This window comes from Dyadobacter fanqingshengii (genome assembly GCF_023822005.2).
GTDB classification, from domain to species: domain Bacteria; phylum Bacteroidota; class Bacteroidia; order Cytophagales; family Spirosomataceae; genus Dyadobacter; species Dyadobacter fanqingshengii.
Genome location: NZ_CP098806.1, coordinates 404,720 through 419,230 on the forward strand (window position 1 = coordinate 404,720; position 14,511 = coordinate 419,230).

The window sequence follows — 14,511 nt, forward strand, 5'->3', positions numbered from 1 at the left end:
CAAATTGTATGCCACTCAAAACACACTATCATGTTGGAATTAACAGAACAGGAGAAGATCTGTACACTCGCACTTATCCATACACCCGGAGTGGGCGCCGTTACCATCAGGCAGCTCATCGGCCATTGCGGAGGCGCTCATAAGGTTTTTCAGGCTGATTACAGAAAGCTCATTCACATCCCCGGGATTGCCGAAAAAGTAGTAAGGGCAATTTTAAACAAGGAATCGCTCGATCTGGCAGAAAGGGAATTTGACAGCTGCAACAACACCGCAACCAACCTGCACTTTTTTACAGACGCCACTTATCCGGCCCGACTGAAACCCTTATACGATTCGCCCATTGTGCTTTATTCCCGTGGACATTTCAACTTCAACACGGCACGGACCGTCGGCATCGTCGGGACCCGGCAGATCAGTGATTATGGAAAATCAGTTACGGAAACGATTATCAAAGAACTGGAACCATACAATGCATTGATTGTGAGTGGGCTCGCCTTTGGGGTTGACATTACGGCGCACCGCGCTTGTTTGAAATATAACATGCCGACCATTGGTGTGATGGCCAGCGGCCTTGATGTTATTTATCCTTCTTCTCACAAAAAAACAGCCTTCGAAATGCTTGAAAATGGCGGCCTGGTCACAGAGAATGCATTGGCCACCAAGCCGGATTTCATGAGATTTCCTGCGCGTAACCGAATCATTGCGGGGTTGAGTGATGTTACCATTGTAGTGGAGTCGGCCAGAAAAGGTGGGAGCCTGATTACCGTTGAGTTTGCACAGAATTACCACCGGGATGTTTACGCAGTTCCAGGCATGTTGGGAAGCGTGCATTCAGAAGGATGCAATTTCCTGATCAGGGATAACAAGGCTTCAATTTTCACGTCTGTTGAAGATATGGCAACGGCGATGGGTTGGGAACAGAATGGGGATAGCCAGGAGCCTGCCCGTCCTGTTCAAATGCAGACGAGCTTTGAAGGCTTTACGCAAGATGAAGGGCAAATACTGGCATTACTCAAACAGAAAGGCACAATGCAGGTTGACGAGCTGGCCTGGCAAGCCGGAATGCACCTTAATAAGCTGGCAGCGTTGTTGCTGAACCTTGAATTTCAGGGAATGGTGCGTTCGATGCCGGGTAAAAAATATGGATTAATTTAAATGCAGGAAAAAAGCATTATTCAAATCATTAAGGAAGGGGAGGGGCTGACGACCGAGTTCAAAAGGACAATCGACAGCGCATTTAAAATCGCTAAAACCATTGTCTCTTTTGCTAACACGTCGGGCGGCAGTCTGCTGGTCGGGATTTCGGATTCAGGGGCGATTCTGGGTGTTGCGTCGGAGCTGGCTGAGCTGAAGAAACTGGAAACAGCAACAGGCAAACTGATAGAACCGAAGCTGACTATCAGAATCAAATCAATATTGCTGGACGGAATGAAGGTGATGCAGGTTGATGTTGACGAAAGTTCGGATAAGCCGCATTATGCTGTGAATGAAAAGGATATGAAGATTATTTATATCCGCGTGAAGGACAAGAGCATTCCTATTCCTAAATTATTGATGCAGGGGGAAACGGATGCAGACCTGGAAAAACTCCTCACATCCCGCCACATAAAAACATTGATAGCCTATCTCAGGGAACAGGATTCAGTAACGGCCAAGGTTTTTTCCCGCATCATTAATATTTCAGAAAAACGGGCCGAGAGAATGTTGCACGATCTGGCAGAGAAACAGGTGCTGCTGAAAATTTCCCGGAACAAGCCCGAAGCATTCAGTTTGAAATATGCCAAATAAAAAAGCTGAAAGCCAAACATTTCGTCTGACTTTCAGCTCTAACTTATAAACACTATATCCCGAACTTCTAGTTAATCCCAACCAGTTCCAATTCAAAAATCAGATCCTGACCTGCCAATGGGTGATTCGCATCCAGGATAACATGTTGCTCCGTAACTTCTTTCACAACAACAGGAATAACCTGTCCGCCGTCCTGATGCATATTAAGCGTTCCGCCTACCTCCAAAGGAATGTCGGCTGGAATTTGTGAGCGTTCGAAATTGATAACCATATCCTCGTTCACAGGGCCATAAGCTTCTGCATTTGGAATGTGAATAGTCTTTTTATCACCGATTTCCATGCCTGTAACGCCATCATCAAAACCTTTGATAACTTGGCCGCTTCCCAGCTTGAAATTTAACGGATCACGTCCTTCCGAAGAATCAAAAAGTTGTCCGTCTGTCAGAGTCCCTTTGTAATGGACCTGCACATTGTCACCTGCCTGCGCCTGCTTCATCTTGTAAATACTTAAATGGTTAAAAATGCCTTACTAACAGCGCAAAATAAACTGCTTTCGGATTGATAAAATTAATATGCCCGGGCAAAAACCACTCTTCCTGCCGAAGGCTTTCCTGAGTAAATACAAACACCCGATTCCTGCTCCTGATTCAAAGGAATGCAGCGAATGGTGGCCTTTGTTTCTTCTTTGATCTTTTCCTCGGTTTCCGATGTCCCGTCCCAGTGTGCGAGGATGAACCCACCTTTGGAATCGAGCAATTGATTGAACTCCTCAAAGGAATCCACTTTCGTTGTGTTCTCGTCGCGGAACGCCAGTGCCTTGTTGTAAATAGATTCCTGGATGTTGTCCAGCAATGTTTGTATAAACTCGGCTATGCCTTCCAAGGAAACGGTTTCCTTCGTTTTTGTATCTCTGCGTGCAACCTCCACTGTTCCGTTTTCCAGATCGCGTGCGCCCATAGCAAGCCGAACGGGAACGCCTTTCAGTTCATATTCGGCAAATTTATAACCAGGTTTGTATGCATCACTGTTGTCAAATTTCACACTGATCCCCAGTTTTTTAAGTGCTTTGGAAATCTCCGTTGCTTTTTCTGAAATTAAATTTAATTGTTCCTCATTTTTATAAATTGGAACGATCACAACCTGGATAGGCGCCAGTTTCGGAGGCAAAACCAATCCGGCATCATCCGAATGCGCCATGATCAATGCGCCCATTAACCGCGTGCTTACACCCCAGGAAGTTCCCCAGACATATTCCAGTTTGCCGTCCTTGTCCTGGAATTTCACATCGAATGCATTGGCAAAGTTTTGTCCTAAAAAGTGCGACGTTCCAGCTTGCAATGCCTTTCCGTCCTGCATTAATGCTTCAATGCAATAGGTGTTAACAGCACCTGCAAACCGCTCATTTGCCGTTTTTACCCCTTTTACAACCGGAAGTGCCATCCATTCTTCCGCGAATTGCGCATAGATATTGAGCATTTGTTCGGTCTCAGCAACGGCTTCGGCTGAGGTTGAATGCGCCGTATGTCCTTCCTGCCACAAGAATTCAGTGGTCCGCAAAAAAAGCCGCGTACGCATTTCCCAGCGCACCACATTTGCCCATTGGTTAATCAGCAGAGGCAGGTCGCGGTAAGATTGGATCCAGTTCTTATATGTGCTCCAAATCACCGTTTCCGACGTGGGGCGAACGATCAGTTCTTCTTCCAGTTTCGCATCCGGATCCACGATGACTCCTTTTCCATCGGGATCGTTTTTAAGGCGGTAATGTGTCACAACAGCACATTCCTTGGCAAACCCTTCCACGTGAGAAGCTTCTTTGCTGAGGTATGATTTGGGTATAAAAAGGGGGAAATATGCATTTGTATGCCCTGTTTCCTTAAACATGTCATCCAATGCGCGCTGCATCTTTTCCCAGATCGAATAGCCATATGGCTTGATTACCATACAGCCTCGCACTGCGGAATTTTCGGCCAGATCGGCCCTTTTTACTAACTCATTGTACCATTCGGAGTAATTTTCACTTCGGGTTGGTAAGGCTTTACTCATTATTAGGATTATTTGATAAATGAAAAGGAGTATATCGTTATGCTCATCCTGTTTTTTCAAGAGTTGCAAAGATAGTTTTTTATGTTAACTTTGGAATTAATGTATTGTAACGGACGTTTACTTAGTAATTAGGAACGGATTTTTATATATATTAGCAACAAACTTTTAATCCTTAAAAGCCATGACGATGATCAATAAAGCAAAATATCTTTCTTTGCTAGTGTTGCTGGGAGCTTGGGGATGTACCACAAATCAATATGTTTCACGATCAGGCGGATATGATGACCTCTACGGTAATAACACCGGCCCTGGCGTTGTGAGTGGAGACCAGGGTGCAGATCAAGATCTTTCCCGCTCAGACAATCCCGACTATGCCTACACAGGCAATGCGGGTGAGGGAACAAGTGATTACTATGATGAATCCTATCTCTCTTCACGTAGCGTAAACCGCGCACTCTCGCCAGATCCTGGCTATAATGCAGGTTTTGCAGACGGTTACAATCGCGGAGCAACGGCATTTAACAATCCTTACGGATTTGGCGGACTTGGTTCTTACTGGCCGGGAAGCATGATGAATGTTGGCTTCCAGTTCGGTTACGGCAGAATTCGCCCTTACATGGGATTTGGAATGGGTGCGATGGGCTATGGAATGGGTTCGATGCTGGGCTATTCGCCTTGGGGCATGAACAGCATGTACGGATTTGGTTATGATCCATTCGGATACAACGGATTCGGCTACTCTCCATGGGGGTACAACAGCATGTACGGTTACGGGTATGACAGCTTTTACGGAGGCGGTTATGGCTACAATCCATGGGCTTACAGCCGTCCGGTGGTGGTTGTTAACAACTACGAAAGCAGAGGTTTGACAAGAACAGCAGGTCCGCGTGTTGCTACTGGAAGCAGCTCAAGAAGCAATGGCCGCACAAGCAGCAATGGAAATTACGTAGGTTCACCACGCAATGCATCTGGCAACAGATCGGGCAGAAGTGCAGCTAACAGCACGATTTCAGCAAATGATACTTACGCTTCTCCACGCTCTTCGAGATCTGGTAACAGAACTGGTGTTGCGGAAGCAGGTAACAGAACAGCAGCAGGATCTTCTTACAGCAGAGGCGGCGGTGAAGGAAACAATGTATATTACTCGCGTCCTCGCGCAGCAAGCGGAAGCAATTATTCTTCTGATGGCGTGACTTCCGGTAATTACACTTCGCCAAGATCTTCCAGAGGTTCAGGAAACAGTTCATACACTGCACCTAGCAGAAGCCAGTCTGACTACACAGCTCCTACAAGAAGTTACTCACAACCGAGCAGAAGCGAGTCGTACAGTGCTCCTCAGAGAACATACAGTCAGCCGACTTATAGCGCACCATCCAGAAGTTACAGTGCTCCTGCGAGCAGTGGAGGCGGCGGTGGTGGCGGAGCAACCCGCTCTTCTTCAAGAGGACCGAGATAATAGGCTTAAATGCGCTTAAAATGAATTTCAAACCCTGCAAGATGTCATAATTTTGCAGGGTTTTCGTTTACTTAGTATCCGAAATAACCCGTGGCATTTCTTTATTTGAAACATGAATAAACCGATTCTATGGAGCGCTGTTTTATGTGCGCTTTTAACTTCCTCAACATCCTATGCCCAGTACGCGACAGACGCGCTACGATATTCAGAAAGTGACCAGACCGGGTCGGCCCGATTTCAGGCTTTGGGCGGTAACCACGCATCATTAGGCGGAGACCCCAGTTCCATACACGGGAACCCGGCCGGACTGGGATTTTATAACCGATCCGAATTTACATTCAGTCCCGGAGTGACGCCTTCAAATACCAAAACCAGTTATTTCGGAGACAACAATTCAGCCAGTAAAGGCAATCTGAATATTGCACAGGCTTCACTTGTCCTGACAAGCCAGCCTGGATTTCAACGCAAATGGAAACGCTCCTCACTTGGTATCTCTTTTTCCAGGCAGCAATCATTCCGCGATCATTATACATTCACTGGATTAAATGACAGGAGTGCATTCGTGGATAAGGTTGCTGAGGATGCCAGCCTGGACGGCGGCATTTCAACACAACAGCTTGAAGCTGACTTTGAAGGCAGCGTATCCAATGGAGGGCCCGTGGCTTACTCGCTGCCCGCGGCTTATTACCAGATGTATTTGATTAACCCGACTTCAAACAGCGGTCCGCCTTACAATGCGCTTGACAGAAATAGCGTGGTGGATCAATTCGGAACTTACACTGCAACTGGCGCAAATACACAATGGACGATCGCGTATGCGGGGAATTATAACGACAAACTTTACATCGGTGCGAATTTCGGTTTCAGCAGGTTGCGTTATTCCTATGACCGCACACTGCGAGACAATTATGTAGACAGTCCTGAATTGATCTACACCCAACAAAACGAAGCATTAACTGTAACAGGCAATGGGATCAATTTTGCACTGGGTGTTATTTACAAATTCAATCCTATATTTCAAATGGGCGGTGTGATAACGAGTCCGACATTCAGCTCCATTAAGGAAACATTCACACAGAATGTCAATGCAGAATATGTGGATAATCTCGTTACTGGCCCCGACGGCACATTAATCCAGCCTCCCTATTTGAACTTGCCTATTGCGCCAAATGATTTTGTGTATTCACTCAGAAGTCCGTTAAAAGCAAATGTTGGGGCAACCCTTTTTATTCAGGATAGAGGTTTTATAACCGGTTCTATTGAATATCGGGATTACAGCGTAATGGGCGTGCGTACAAGTTATCTGAGCAGTACAGATAACAGTGCCTTCAAATCCAATACAAAAGCAGAAATTAAAGACACATTCCGCAGCTCTTATAATTTCAGATTAGGCGGTGAATTCCGGGCCAATTTGTTCCGTGCAAGGCTTGGTGCAGCTTACATTGGAGATCCTTATAATGACAATGCTGGGATAAAAAGAGATAAGCTGCTTTTTTCAGCCGGCGTAGGCGTTCGGAAAGGTCGGTTCTTTGGAGACCTGAGTGGAACGATGAGTACATTCAAATCCATTTACACACCGTATATCTTAAACAACCCGGATAATTATGCATCCGTCGAAGTGACGCACAGACCGGTTAATGTGGTGATGACTTTCGGGGTAAATTTTTAACACGTTTTTTATAACAGTGGGTGAAGTATTTCCAGTAAATGACTGGCTTCAACCTCGCCTTTGATCACAATGTCTGCCTGGTTATAAAATGGCAGTCGTTCGCTGATTTTGCTTTGTAATGTTTCTTCAAGAGACGCTGCTCCTGAGAGGATAGGGCGGTCGTCTTTGCCGTGGCTGCGGATCCTTTTGGCAAGATTAGCGGCGGGAACATCCAGGAAAACGCTAATACCCATTTCCTTGATAAAAGACATATTATCATGAAAACAAGGTGTGCCGCCGCCGGATGCCAGCACAATGCCTTGCTGTAAGCCCTGCTCTTTTAGCAGACGGCTCTCCACTTCACGGAAATAATGTTCACCCTTTTGGGCAAATAAGGTTGGAATGTCACTTTGCTGGTCTTTCTCAATTAACTTATCCAAGTCAACAAATTTGTAATTAAGCAGCCTTGCCAGCTTTTTACCCAATGTCGATTTGCCGGACGACATCATACCGACTAATATGACATTCTTCATGCTTTTTATTTTACCAATTCAATTACTTCTGCTGCTTCCGGCGTGTCATTATAATGCCATTTCCCCTTCACAACGCCGTCTTTCAAGAGCCATAAACCGGGATTAGACCTGGAAATGGTTTTCAGAACCGTTGCATCCACGTAATAATAGGGAGCATTCAGTTGATGTGCCGAAAGGAAGTTTACAATCTCATTACTATTGCCGGACGTCAGAACAATGGGCTCCACGCCCTTTGATTTTACGCTATTAATGAGCTTGTTAATGTCTGGCAATGCAGCAGTATTAATATCTGTCAGGTTTTTAATGATCAGGAAAAGTTTCTTACCTTTAAAAGTCTCCTCAGTATAATCGCCTGCATCGTTCCAGACCTTATAATCCGTAATTTTTGGTTTTGCATCCTCATTCAGGACGACCATTTCCTTGAAAACCAATGTGGTATCACTCGGATATTTTTCAAACTCCACTTCTTTCCCGCCCTTATCAAAAATATACAGATAGCGCAACGGCTCGGAAGGTTTTAATTGAGCCGGAATACTGGCGCCAACGCGGTAGGGAAGTAAGTCGAGTATTGGCAGATGTCGCAATGCGTAAACGGCAATGCCCAGGGAGGCGACGGTTGAAATAACGACAATAATGCCGGTGGGCAATGCTTTGAATTTCTTTCGGTAAAAAACGATGATCAGGATCAGCGCGAGCAGGAAAATGTCCTTTCCAAATGAAGTCCAGGGCGTAAGCTTAATCGCCGCCCCGAAGCATCCGCAATCCGTAACTTTATTAAAATAAGCAGAATAGAATGTCAGGAATGTAAAAAAGGTAATGATCAGCAGGAGCGACCAGGCTACTGTCCTGGGTTTGTATCCGACCAGCAATGCTATGCCTAAAACCACTTCCGCTGTACAAAGAAACACCGAAAAGTAAAGCGCGAGCGGAACAAGCGCCATGAAAAAATCGTGAAATTGGGGCAGGTCTGTTGCAAAAACCTCGAAATACTCTTCCAGTTTATATTGGGTCCCGACGGGGTCATTGAGCTTGATCAGCCCTGAAAAAATAAAGAGTAAGCCAACAATGACGCGTGCGATCTGAGCAAGGATTTTCATTTCAAAAATTTTAGGAATGCCAGTAACAACGATATCGGATCAATTGGTTTGCAAAGCATTGGATTTGATCAAACAGAAAACGGAATAATTGATAATATCCTGATATCCGGCTTTAACTCCTTCGGAAACAAGTGTTAATCCCTGATTATCTTCAATTTGTTTGATCCTTAACAATTTCATGAGAATGATATCCGTCATCGAACTTACACGCATATCACGCCAGGCTTCGCCGTAATCATGATTTTTATTAAACAGTAATTCCTTCACTTCGTTCACTTGCTGATTATATAATGCAGTCAGCTCCGTGTCATTAATCTCCTGCTTCTGCTCGATAGAGGCGATCTGGATCAGTGCCATCACGCAGTAATTGATGATTCCGATGAATTCGGAAGAAACATCTTCGTCTACTTTTTGAATGCCTTTTTCCTGAATGGTGCGGATGCGCTGGGCTTTGATGAATATCTGGTCGGTAAGGGAAGGAATGCGTAAAATGCGCCAGGATGTTCCGTAATCTTTATTTTTTTTTGCGAAAAGATCTTGGCAATACTGAATGATTTCCTGATATTCCGATTCTGTGGATTTCACTGCGTAAAATTGGTTTACTGCTTAATAGACAAGAAAATCAAACGGTTTGATAATCACTTCCTTGTCTGGATTTAACAAGATTTTATGTTGCAAGTTAGCAAAAAAACGCTCAACATCAGGGGCAAACTCCTTGATCTGTCCTTACCGGCAGTAATGGGAATTCTCAACATTACACCCGATTCATTTTACGAAGGAAGCCGGATGCGGTCTGAGGATGAATTGCTTTCCAAAGCAGGTCAAATGCTGGCAGAAGGCGCTACAATGATCGATGTTGGCGGATATTCCACGCGGCCCGGAGCCAGGGAAGTGGGGGAGGCCGAGGAGTCGGAGCGGGTCGAGTCTGCGGTGGTGCCACTGAATAAGAATTTTCCTGAATTGATCATTTCTGTCGATACATTTCGTTCTCAGGTGGCCAAACGGGCAATAGAAACAGGTGCGCACATCGTTAATGATGTTTCCGGGGGGAGTTTGGATGATCAGATGTTTGAGGTTGTAAGCAACTTGCGCGTTCCATATGTACTCATGCACATGCGCGGGACGCCGCAAACAATGAATTCGATGACGGCTTATAATCAGCTTGTTCCGGATATTTTGAAGGATTTGAAAGAGAAAATTGACAGACTGAGAGCGTTGGGTGTGGCGGATATCATTATGGATCCCGGTTTTGGATTTGCCAAGAATACCGAGCAGAATTTTGAATTAATGCAGCAATTACCTGAATTCAGCTTATTGGATTGCCCGCTTTTGGTTGGCATCTCCCGCAAAGCAACCATTTATAAAACGCTTGGCATTTTAGCCGGGGAGGCCCTGAATGGCACATCCGTGATGAACACAATGGCTTTGGAGCGAGGTGCTTCCATTATTAGAGTGCACGACGTGAGACCGGCCATGGAGGCGGTAAAACTGTGGCGGGCTGCTTCCAGTGTGAATTAAAAATAGTAATTTAGTCGCGAAATAATATTGATTTTCTTATGCGTGTGGGTTTTTTGAACATCAATTGGGCCGACGTCCTGGATGTTTTTTTGGTGGCCGTTCTTCTTTATCAGGTTTTTACACTTGTCCGTGGAAGCATTGCCAGCCGGGTTTTTCTAGGTTACTTGTTTGTATACGTGTTTTATCTGGTTGTAAAAGGGCTTGGACTAGGCTTACTCACCGCGATTCTGCAATATTTTATGGGCGTCGGTGCCGTGGCATTGATCGTTATTTTTCAACAGGAGATCAGGCGGTTTTTGCTTATCATTGGTAAGTCGACGATTTACACAAATAATGGTTTGTTGAAAAAAGTAATGGGTAGTTCGGTCCTGGATTTGAAAGGCAAAAATCTGAGAGAGATTGTAGATGCTTCCAAAACCATTGCTTCCAACTTTACCGGCGCGTTGATCGTCGTCAACAAGCGGGATGATCTGAGCAAGTTTGTTGAAACAGGTGAATTGCTGGATGCGCGCGTTTCCAAGCCGCTGCTGGTTTCGTTATTTAATCAATACAGCGAGCTGCATGATGGGGCCATTATTATTGTAGATGGTATTTTGAAGGCTGCCCGATGTGTTTTGCCCGTTGCCGATGGCGTTGACGTTCCTTCTTCGTTAGGTTTCCGGCACCGCGCCGCAATGGGGATGAGCGAGGCAACGGACGCCATTGTAATTGTTATTTCAGAGCAAACCGGAAAGATTTCGCTGGCCGTGGAAGGAGAGCTTCACAGCAACATTCCCTATTCCGAACTCGAAAACCGCATCGAAGAATATCTGAATTCCGATGTGCAACGTATGCCCAAGTAAGTATTGTGAGGTTTAGGAAATATATTTACGGCTAAATTTGGCATTTCAACAAGCAATTTCTATTTTTGCAAACCAAATAGAAGAGGAGAAAATTATCATTACAAAATGGCAAATCATAAATCAGCATTAAAAAGAATCCGCGCTAACGAAACAAAGCGTTTGCGTAATCGCTACCAACACAAAACTACACGTTCATACATAAAGAAATTGCGTGATACGACCGATAAGGCAGTAGCTGTTGAAGTTTACAAAACTGTATCTTCAATGTTGGATCGTTTGGCAAAGAAAAATATCATCCACAAGAAAAAAGCTTCTAACCAGAAGTCGAAATTGGCCAGATTGGTTAATTCACTTGCAGTAGCAGCTTAGTTTTTGTTGTAAAGATTTAGCCCCGTTAACGCTGTTACCGGGGTTTTTCTATTTTTATTGTATATTGCATATTGAAGAAGAAACCTTGTGAGGCTATGATGCTTTACAAGGTTTCTTTTGGTATAACCACCTTCATATATTAAACCACCTATAACTTAAATTCTTTTCTATGAAAAAAGTCGCATTATTTGCTGGTTTGGCAGCGCTGGGAGCAGTTCCTGCGATTGCTCAATCACCCATTAACTTCAATGCCCGGGGTTTGGTAGTTGTTTCGGATGCCGATATGGCGGCATCGGCACTCGTTGATGGGAAGTTGTTAAGGGATAATACTGCAAAAGATCTTCTGACTACAATTAAATTTCCGGTTGAGCGCGGCAGTAAAGGGCTGGGAAGCGCGCTTGTGTCGAACTCTGCGCTGGCATCAGGAAAAACATTAGCCGTTCCCACCACAGGAACGCTCGCTTACGTGCTCGATAGCAGGTTACGCCCGGAAGATGGCGTCGCTGAATATAAAGACCCTTTTGCGGAATTCCCCGCTGGCGAAAAATTATTCGTTGTGGACATTACCAATCTTGCTGCGCCAAAGGCAAAGTTTGGTTTTCCGGTTGGCAAAAAACCGAATGCAATAGATGTGAACAAAAATGAGCTGATCCTTTCCACGAATGATGTAGGAAAAGAGCTAGTTTTCATCGAAGCAGGACCCGACGGCAAACCCGCCCGTTTCCTGAATTTACCGGCTGCTATCGACACAGCCAGTAAAATTATTGACATTACCTGGCATCCGTCGGGCGATTTCATTGCTTTCACACTTGACAACTCGAACGAGGTGGGGCTTTATAAGGTGATCCGCGAAGCAGGCAAATTGAAGAATGTGGAATTGGTAGGAAAGCCTGTAAAGGTTGGGACAGAACCTTCTTTTGGTAAGTTCTCCGCGGATGGAAAACATTATTTCGTGCTGGATACCAAGTCTGCAACGCCCGGTAAAGGGGCAGGGGAAGGTGAAATACTGGTCGTCAATTTCTCAATGGACGGCGCAATCGAGCATAAGGTGGCTGCGCAAGTTCCTGCCGGAACCAATACAGGCTCATTTGCGATCAGCCCGGACGGTTCTATGCTTGTGACTGTGAATGCGGGTAAAAGCGGTTCTCCCTGGACAGAAGCAGGCTCGGGGACGGGCGCTTCGCTAACATTATATAAGGTGGCGGCGAACACTGGTGCATTGACCAAGGTAGCCGACTATCCGTTTGAAGGAATTTATCCGCAAAGCGTGGCGTTTGATAAGGATGGTTCAAACATTGCCGTGTCCGTTTTTGAATATCTTGCGTATGGCACAGGCAATGGCGGAATTGAGTTTTGGACGGTCGCGAAAGGCGATTCGCCTTCGCTCAAAAAGCAGGAAGCAACGATCAGCGTGGGAAAAGGCGCCCACACATTAAGGGTTATTCCTTGATCATACTTGGAAATTTCGGCGAAGCGGGCTGGTAATCACCGGCCCGCTTCGTTTGTTTTAGTTTGCTCAACATGCGAATTCATTCCGAATTTCGTAGTTTTGCGCTTTCATTCATAAAAAATTTATTTTAAAATGATTACGGTTCAAAACGTGTCATTGCGATACGGCAAAAGGGTATTATTCGATGAGGTTAATATAAAGTTTGTTCCCGGCAATTGTTATGGTGTGATCGGAGCGAATGGCGCTGGGAAATCTACATTTTTGAAGATACTCTCAGGCGAAATAGAACCGCAAACAGGGAATGTAAGCATGAATCCGGGGGAAAGGATGACTTTCCTGAAACAGGATCAATTCGAATTCGACACATATACTGTGATGGATACGGTGATCCTGGGCCACGAACGCCTTTACAAGATCATGAAGGAGCGCGAGGCGATTTATGAAAAAGAAGAATTTACAGATGCCGACGGTGAAAAAGCAGCAGATCTGGAAGCAGAGTTTGCGGATCTGAATGGTTGGGAAGCCGAAACCGAAGCAGCGCAATTATTAAGCGGATTGGGTCTTACCGAGGAACAGCATGCTGCCACGATGGGCGATTTAAATGCCAATGATAAAGTGCGCGTTTTGCTTGCACAGGCACTTTTCGGAAATCCGGATGTGTTGCTTCTGGATGAGCCTACAAACAACCTGGATGTTGAAACGGTGCTTTGGCTGGAAAATTTCCTGGCCGATTTCAAAAACACAGTGATCGTAGTGTCCCACGACAGGCACTTCCTGGATGAGGTGTGTACGCATGTTGTGGACATTGATTTCAGTAAAGTGCAGATGTTTTCAGGTAACTATTCTTTCTGGTACGAATCGAGCCAGCTTGCTTTGAAGCAGCGTCAGGACCAGAACAAGAAGTCGGAAGATAAGCGTAAAGAATTGGAGGAATTCATCAGAAGGTTTAGTGCTAATGCATCCAAATCTAAGCAAGCAACTTCCCGCGCGAAACTTCTGGATAAGCTTACGATTGATGACATTAAGCCATCATCCCGTAAATATCCATACATCGCATTCAAGTCGGAAAGAGAAGTTGGCGATCAGCTTTTGCGTGTTGAAGGTTTGTCGAAAACGGCTGACGATGGTACGAAGCTTTTTGATAATATCAGTTTTAATATTAATAAAGGGGATAAAATTGCATTCGTTAGCCGTAATGTGATGGCCATCAGCTCTTTCTTCGACATTATCAACGAAGAGCAAAAAGCCGACAAAGGATCCTACACCTGGGGAGTAACCATCACTAAATCATATTTTACAAAAGATCCGACTTCGTTTTTTGACGTGGATTTGAATCTGGTTGACTGGCTGCGTCAATATTCCGAAGAGAAGGACGAAAGCTTTATCCGTGGATTTTTGGGAAGAATGCTTTTTTCAGGTGAAGAGTCCCTGAAAAAAGCCAAAGTGTTGTCAGGAGGTGAAAAAGTGCGTTGTATGCTATCAAGAACAATGCTTTCCGGAGCGAATGCATTGATACTGGACGATCCTACCAACCACCTTGACCTTGAATCCATTACTGCATTAAACAATGGTCTGATTGATTTTTCGGGTTGTCTCTTATTCTATTCCCATGATCACCAGTTCGTTCACACGATCGCGAACAGGATAATCGAAATAGGGCCGAAAGGAATTTTGGATAAATTAATGACTTACGACGAATTCCTGAAAGACGAAACTGTGAAGCAGCAGCGTCAGAAGTTGTATTAAGATAATAACATTACAAATTTA

Annotated in this window: 14 protein-coding genes; 9 read left to right on the plus strand and 5 right to left on the minus strand. The window is 45.0% G+C overall.

Features of this window, described 5'->3' with window-relative positions; genetic code table 11:
• The first annotated feature begins 30 nt into the window (after nt 1-30).
• Nucleotides 31-1,155: a DNA-processing protein DprA gene (gene dprA / locus NFI81_RS01620; RefSeq protein ID WP_234614623.1), complete on the plus strand. Its 1,125-nt coding sequence runs from the start codon at nt 31-33 to the stop codon at nt 1,153-1,155.
• Entirely contained in the window at nt 1,156-1,788 is a 633-nt protein-coding gene (locus NFI81_RS01625) for an AlbA family DNA-binding domain-containing protein (RefSeq protein WP_234614622.1), read from the plus strand.
• Nucleotides 1,789-1,855: 67 nt separating this feature from the next.
• Here the strand turns inward: NFI81_RS01625 and NFI81_RS01630 are convergent, their stop codons facing one another.
• Together NFI81_RS01630 and proS are read right to left on the minus strand one after the other, a co-directional pair.
• A complete protein-coding gene (locus NFI81_RS01630) occupies nt 1,856-2,284 on the minus strand; it encodes an FKBP-type peptidyl-prolyl cis-trans isomerase (protein WP_234614621.1) in 429 nt (142 codons plus the stop codon).
• A 71-nt stretch (nt 2,285-2,355) separates the two neighbouring features.
• A complete protein-coding gene (gene proS, locus NFI81_RS01635; protein ID WP_234614620.1) occupies nt 2,356-3,831 on the minus strand; it encodes a proline--tRNA ligase in 1,476 nt (491 codons plus the stop codon).
• Between the two features lie 187 nt (nt 3,832-4,018).
• Here proS and NFI81_RS01640 point away from each other — a divergent pair, with 187 nt between their 5' ends.
• Both NFI81_RS01640 and NFI81_RS01645 read left to right on the plus strand, forming a co-directional pair.
• Nucleotides 4,019-5,287, plus strand: a complete 1,269-nt coding sequence (locus NFI81_RS01640; RefSeq protein WP_235138283.1) for a hypothetical protein — start codon at nt 4,019-4,021, stop codon at nt 5,285-5,287.
• 112 nt (nt 5,288-5,399) lie between these two features.
• Nucleotides 5,400-6,956, plus strand: coding sequence for a hypothetical protein (locus tag NFI81_RS01645; protein WP_234614618.1), 1,557 nt, complete (start codon nt 5,400-5,402; stop codon nt 6,954-6,956).
• Between the two features lie 8 nt (nt 6,957-6,964).
• Here NFI81_RS01645 and NFI81_RS01650 read toward each other — a convergent pair whose 3' ends face one another.
• Genes NFI81_RS01650 through NFI81_RS01660 form a run of 3 tightly spaced genes read right to left on the minus strand, consistent with a single transcriptional unit; the run spans nt 6,965 to nt 9,150 of the window.
• Nucleotides 6,965-7,468: a shikimate kinase gene (locus NFI81_RS01650; RefSeq protein WP_234614617.1), complete on the minus strand. Its 504-nt coding sequence runs from the start codon at nt 7,466-7,468 to the stop codon at nt 6,965-6,967.
• A 5-nt stretch (nt 7,469-7,473) separates the two neighbouring features.
• The gene (locus tag NFI81_RS01655; RefSeq protein WP_234614616.1) at nt 7,474-8,565 is read right to left on the minus strand and encodes a BT_3928 family protein; all 1,092 of its coding nucleotides are present in this window, start codon (nt 8,563-8,565) and stop codon (nt 7,474-7,476) included.
• 39 nt (nt 8,566-8,604) lie between these two features.
• Nucleotides 8,605-9,150, minus strand: coding sequence for a DUF1599 domain-containing protein (locus NFI81_RS01660; protein WP_234614615.1), 546 nt, complete (start codon nt 9,148-9,150; stop codon nt 8,605-8,607).
• Nucleotides 9,151-9,234: 84 nt separating this feature from the next.
• Here NFI81_RS01660 and folP point away from each other — a divergent pair, with 84 nt between their 5' ends.
• From folP to NFI81_RS01685, 5 genes are all read left to right on the plus strand, one after another.
• The gene (gene folP, locus NFI81_RS01665) at nt 9,235-10,083 is read left to right on the plus strand and encodes a dihydropteroate synthase (protein ID WP_234614614.1); all 849 of its coding nucleotides are present in this window, start codon (nt 9,235-9,237) and stop codon (nt 10,081-10,083) included.
• A gap of 38 nt (nt 10,084-10,121) precedes the next feature.
• Nucleotides 10,122-10,925, plus strand: a complete 804-nt coding sequence (cdaA, locus tag NFI81_RS01670; RefSeq protein WP_234602188.1) for a diadenylate cyclase CdaA — start codon at nt 10,122-10,124, stop codon at nt 10,923-10,925.
• A gap of 105 nt (nt 10,926-11,030) precedes the next feature.
• A complete protein-coding gene (gene rpsT, locus NFI81_RS01675) occupies nt 11,031-11,294 on the plus strand; it encodes a 30S ribosomal protein S20 (RefSeq protein WP_234614613.1) in 264 nt (87 codons plus the stop codon).
• A 169-nt stretch (nt 11,295-11,463) separates the two neighbouring features.
• On the plus strand, nt 11,464-12,744 hold the full coding sequence (locus NFI81_RS01680; RefSeq protein ID WP_234614612.1) for a beta-propeller fold lactonase family protein: 1,281 nt from the start codon (nt 11,464-11,466) through the stop codon (nt 12,742-12,744).
• A gap of 132 nt (nt 12,745-12,876) precedes the next feature.
• A complete protein-coding gene (locus tag NFI81_RS01685; protein ID WP_234614611.1) occupies nt 12,877-14,490 on the plus strand; it encodes an ABC-F family ATP-binding cassette domain-containing protein in 1,614 nt (537 codons plus the stop codon).
• Nucleotides 14,491-14,511 lie beyond the last annotated feature (21 nt).

Bases quoted from the DNA above. Each gene is read 5' to 3' on its own strand.
- dprA (WP_234614623.1), top strand. From the start codon at position 31: ATGTTGGAATTAACAGAACAGGAGAAGATCTGTACACTCGCACTTATC.
- NFI81_RS01625 (WP_234614622.1), top strand. From the start codon at position 1,156: ATGCAGGAAAAAAGCATTATTCAAATCATTAAGGAAGGGGAGGGGCTG.
- NFI81_RS01630 (WP_234614621.1), bottom strand. From the start codon at position 2,284: ATGAAGCAGGCGCAGGCAGGTGACAATGTGCAGGTCCATTACAAAGGG.
- proS (WP_234614620.1), bottom strand. From the start codon at position 3,831: ATGAGTAAAGCCTTACCAACCCGAAGTGAAAATTACTCCGAATGGTAC.
- NFI81_RS01640 (WP_235138283.1), top strand. From the start codon at position 4,019: ATGATCAATAAAGCAAAATATCTTTCTTTGCTAGTGTTGCTGGGAGCT.
- NFI81_RS01645 (WP_234614618.1), top strand. From the start codon at position 5,400: ATGAATAAACCGATTCTATGGAGCGCTGTTTTATGTGCGCTTTTAACT.
- NFI81_RS01650 (WP_234614617.1), bottom strand. From the start codon at position 7,468: ATGAAGAATGTCATATTAGTCGGTATGATGTCGTCCGGCAAATCGACA.
- NFI81_RS01655 (WP_234614616.1), bottom strand. From the start codon at position 8,565: ATGAAAATCCTTGCTCAGATCGCACGCGTCATTGTTGGCTTACTCTTT.
- folP (WP_234614614.1), top strand. From the start codon at position 9,235: ATGTTGCAAGTTAGCAAAAAAACGCTCAACATCAGGGGCAAACTCCTT.
- cdaA (WP_234602188.1), top strand. From the start codon at position 10,122: ATGCGTGTGGGTTTTTTGAACATCAATTGGGCCGACGTCCTGGATGTT.
- rpsT (WP_234614613.1), top strand. From the start codon at position 11,031: ATGGCAAATCATAAATCAGCATTAAAAAGAATCCGCGCTAACGAAACA.
- NFI81_RS01680 (WP_234614612.1), top strand. From the start codon at position 11,464: ATGAAAAAAGTCGCATTATTTGCTGGTTTGGCAGCGCTGGGAGCAGTT.
- NFI81_RS01685 (WP_234614611.1), top strand. From the start codon at position 12,877: ATGATTACGGTTCAAAACGTGTCATTGCGATACGGCAAAAGGGTATTA.